The sequence below is a fragment of the Bacteroidales bacterium genome, assembly GCA_014860585.1.
Taxonomy (GTDB): domain Bacteria; phylum Bacteroidota; class Bacteroidia; order Bacteroidales; family 4484-276; genus RZYY01.
Window position 1 is genome coordinate 1 of record JACZJL010000161.1, and the last position, 3,634, is coordinate 3,634.

Annotated in this window: 4 protein-coding genes and 1 pseudogene; 2 read left to right on the top strand and 3 right to left on the bottom strand. The window is 39.6% G+C overall.

Going from position 1 to position 3,634, the window contains the following annotated elements:
* Both IH598_15790 and rpiB read right to left on the bottom strand, forming a co-directional pair.
* Nucleotides 1-590, bottom strand: a 590-nt coding sequence (locus IH598_15790) for a lactate utilization protein (protein ID MBE0639980.1), incomplete at its 3' end; no start/stop codon positions are given.
* Nucleotides 591-608: 18 nt separating this feature from the next.
* Nucleotides 609-1,061, bottom strand: coding sequence for a ribose 5-phosphate isomerase B (gene rpiB, locus IH598_15795; protein MBE0639981.1), 453 nt, complete (start codon nucleotides 1,059-1,061; stop codon nucleotides 609-611).
* 590 nt (nucleotides 1,062-1,651) lie between these two features.
* On the opposite strand from rpiB, the gene nadA reads away from it, so the two are divergent.
* Nucleotides 1,652-2,629, top strand: coding sequence for a quinolinate synthase NadA (gene nadA / locus IH598_15800; GenBank protein ID MBE0639982.1), 978 nt, complete (start codon nucleotides 1,652-1,654; stop codon nucleotides 2,627-2,629).
* Here the strand turns inward: nadA and IH598_15805 are convergent.
* Nucleotides 2,612-3,130 (bottom strand): DoxX family membrane protein, encoded by a 519-nt coding sequence (locus IH598_15805; GenBank protein ID MBE0639983.1) that lies wholly within the window; start codon nucleotides 3,128-3,130, stop codon nucleotides 2,612-2,614. The genes nadA and IH598_15805 overlap by 18 nt on opposite strands.
* A gap of 153 nt (nucleotides 3,131-3,283) precedes the next feature.
* Here IH598_15805 and IH598_15810 point away from each other — a divergent pair.
* A pseudogene (locus tag IH598_15810) lies at nucleotides 3,284-3,553 on the top strand (hydroxyacid dehydrogenase).
* The last annotated feature ends 81 nt before the right edge of the window (nucleotides 3,554-3,634 follow it).

The following is a 3,634-nucleotide window of genomic DNA, read 5'->3' on the forward strand; positions in this document are numbered from 1 at the left end:
GCTTTGAAAAATTTTTCACGCAATTTTTCCCTCACATAGCTGGTAATTTGCTCTGGCGCCCAATCTTCCGGCGTACCAAATTTTTCGTGAAACAATGCTGAAACCTCCTCCTTCGATTTGTGCATGGCCGGGGTTACGATGTGATACGGCTTTTCGCCGGCTATCTGAACTATGTATTCCCCCAGATCAGTCTCCACTACCTCAATTGATGCCTTTTCCAGCGCATGGTTCAATTCGATCTCTTCCGTAATCATTGATTTCGATTTAACCACCACCTGTGCTTCATATTTTTGCATCAGGTTCAGTATCTCTTTTACAGCTTCATCTGCAGTTGGCGCCCAGATGATATGTCCACCATTGCGTTCGAAATTTACTTCAAATTCATTGAGGTATTTGTCGAGTTTCTCCAACACCTTGTGCTTTATAGAAGCAGCACGGTTTTTAGCGACTTCCAGATTTTTATATTGCCGCTTACCGTTTATCACAGCAGCGTCGTACTTGCCGATGTTGTATTTGATCTTTTTACGATGTTGGAGATCAAAAGTAATCTTTTCCGAATCCTTCACAAACTTCTTGGATAGCTCTGACATCTCTTTTCTTTTTAGTTTTTAATGGATTAATCTGGAAATTTTATTCACTCTCTGCTCATGTCGCCCGCCTTCGAAATCCGTCGAAAAGAAAACCTTCACGGCCTCCGCTGCCTCTGCAAAATCAATAAATCGTCCTGGCAGAGCAATGATATTTGCATTGTTGTGCAACCTCGATAACCTGGCTTGTTCAATGCTCCAGCAAAGTGCTGAGCGCACTTCCGGATACTTGTTGGCGGTCATATTGGCGCCTTGCCCGCTACCACAAATGATAATTCCTTTTTCAAACTCACCCCTGTTTATCGCAAAAGCCACCTGGTGTACAAAATCGGGATAGTCGACACTTTCTTCGGAGAAAGTTCCGAAGTCTTTAAATGTAAAACCCTCCTTTTCGAGTGTTTTTATCAGGAAAAATTTTAATTGAAATCCTGCGTGGTCACTGCCGATTGGGATAACTTTTTGTGCTGCCGCCATTTACTGTTTTGTTGATAAAATTTTGCTCAAAAGTAAAGATAAATTCTAAAGCAGACTTTTTCCTTTAAATACTTTACCAAAAATAACTATCATTTAAATAGTTATAGACTAATACTTTACATGCAAATTCCAGGATGTAACCGATTGGTGCCAACTTTCAGCTGAAAAAGTGCCATTGTCTGCAAACGCTGTAATTTCAAACCATTACATTTATCAACAGAAAACTGTCAATTGTTGTTGATGAAAGTTTTTAAAAACTGATAAGTTTCGACGTTATCAACATTTCGGGCAGAAATTGGGTTGATCCAAAAAGTTAATTCCTCTTTCTACCAATTTTAAGTTGTTCTGTTAACACCAAAAATTAAAAACCCGGACAGATTTTATGAAATGATAATTTTGTACGCTGGTATGTTGAATTGGTGACAACTTTTACTCGACACACAAAATCAACAGTTTAGAATTTAATAACTGTTACTTCGATGTTAATAAGTAATGAAAAATGATAAAAACAAGCTTTTCATCGTTAAGTTTTAAGCCTTTTCAACAGGCTATTATAATTATTATATTTTTTAAAATAAGTAAATAATAATATGATTCCTTCACAAAGCGATTCAGCCAAAGAGAAAAAAGATTCCGATCTTGTCGCCAAAATTAAACAATTGAAAAAAGAGAAAAATGCTGTTTTGCTGGCGCATTATTACCAGGTTCCCGAAATCCAGGATATTGCCGATTACATTGGCGACAGCCTTGGCCTGGCTCAACAGGCCACATCTACTAACGCCGACATGATCGTATTTGCCGGCGTGCATTTCATGGCCGAAACCGCAAAGATACTAAGTCCTGAAAAAATAGTTGTACTCCCTGATCTTGCTGCCGGCTGCTCATTGGCCGACTCATGTCCTCCTGATGAATTTAAAAAGTTCAAAGATAATTATCCGAATCATATTGTGATTTCATACATCAATTGCTCTGCGGCCATAAAAACCATGTCGGATGTGATTTGTACTTCGGGAAATGCCGTGAAACTGGTTGAGTCGTTTCCAAAAGAACAGAAAATCATTTTTGCGCCGGATAAAAACCTTGGAGGTTACATCAACAGGATTACCGGCCGAAACATGGTACTTTGGGATGGAACCTGCGAGGTGCACGACATCCTGACCACCGAATCCATCATCAACATGAAAGTTGCCAATCCTGATGCAAAACTGATAGCTCATCCCGAGTGCCAGGCTGCAGTTCTCGAACTGGCGGACTTCGTTGGCTCAACTACTGCCATGTTGAAATTTACCAAAAAAGATGATGCTAAAAAGTATATCGTCGCTACCGAAAGCGGTATTCTGCACCAGATGAAAAAAGACTCGCCGGAGAAAGAGTTTCTCATTGTTGCCAAAGATGAGACCTGTGCCTGCAACGACTGCCCTTACATGAAAATGAACACCTTGCAGAAGTTGTACCTGTGTATGAAAAACGAGCAACCTCAGATTCATCTGTCCGATGAAGTGATTCAAAAAGCCCGACTCCCAATCGAACGAATGCTCGATATTTCAAAATCACTCGGACTCATCTGATGATACTTCTTCTTTTTTGGCTTTTGCAATCAGTTTTCCACCACGAACAGTAGCGCCAATCACAATGCCGGCACTCACGATTACAACGTTTTTGATAATGTATTGACCTTCGAGGGTGAGAGCATAGGGAAATGTAGTGAATACTTCACCGGGAAAAAGAAATATCGGTGTAAAAGTTCCGATCATTTGTAAGTAAAGCAGCAGCAATGTTTCCCGCAAGAACAGGTTAAAGATCAACCCGAGGCCAATCATTGTTTCGAGCAATGCCAGCGAGATGATAATAAACTTCGGACTGAATAATCCGAAAGTTAACGTGTCAATGGTATTGATGGCAAGGTCTTCAGCAGGGCTGGCGCCTTGGAAAAATTTCAGCATTCCGTACCAAAGGAAAATGATCCCGATACTATACCTGAGTAATGAAATTCCGTTTTTAGCCATCCAGTTGGTTACCGTTATATCAACCTTGTGAAAGTTGTTGCCTCTTGCAATTTCGTTTATCATTGTGTTTTAGTTTGGATATTGATAAAACAGAAAAACAAGTGAAAAGGTTTTCATGCTGATCCCAGGCTTTTTTAAATGGAGTTGTGCCCATTTATTGCAGTCTCAAGTTCCATTTTGACTATTTTTGTCGGGATAAGTTTACATCAACTAATCATGAGTAAAGGTAACCAAAACATCATTATTTACAACACACCGGATGGAAAGGCCAGTGTACCGCTTTTTGCAAAAGATGGTTCTGTTTGGATGAACCAAAGCCAACTTGCTGAACTTTTTGACACCTCTGTTCCCAACATCAGTATGCACATAACTAACATACTAAAAGAAAATGAGTTAAGTAGAATTTCAGTTATTAAGGATTACTTAACAACTGCCTCTGACGGGAAGGAATACAAGGTTACATTTTATGCCCTTGATATGATCCTTGAATCAGATAACAACTAAAAAATAACGGAAGATGAAAAAACCTGTCAATCCTGCTGAAATAGTAAATTTCAGGAGCATGCG

What these genes read in the sequence shown, in the direction of transcription:
- rpiB (MBE0639981.1), bottom strand. Translation starts at nt 1,061, where the DNA reads ATGGCGGCAGCACAAAAAGTTATCCCAATCGGCAGTGACCACGCAGGA.
- nadA (MBE0639982.1), top strand. Translation starts at nt 1,652, where the DNA reads ATGATTCCTTCACAAAGCGATTCAGCCAAAGAGAAAAAAGATTCCGAT.
- IH598_15805 (MBE0639983.1), bottom strand. Translation starts at nt 3,130, where the DNA reads ATGATAAACGAAATTGCAAGAGGCAACAACTTTCACAAGGTTGATATA.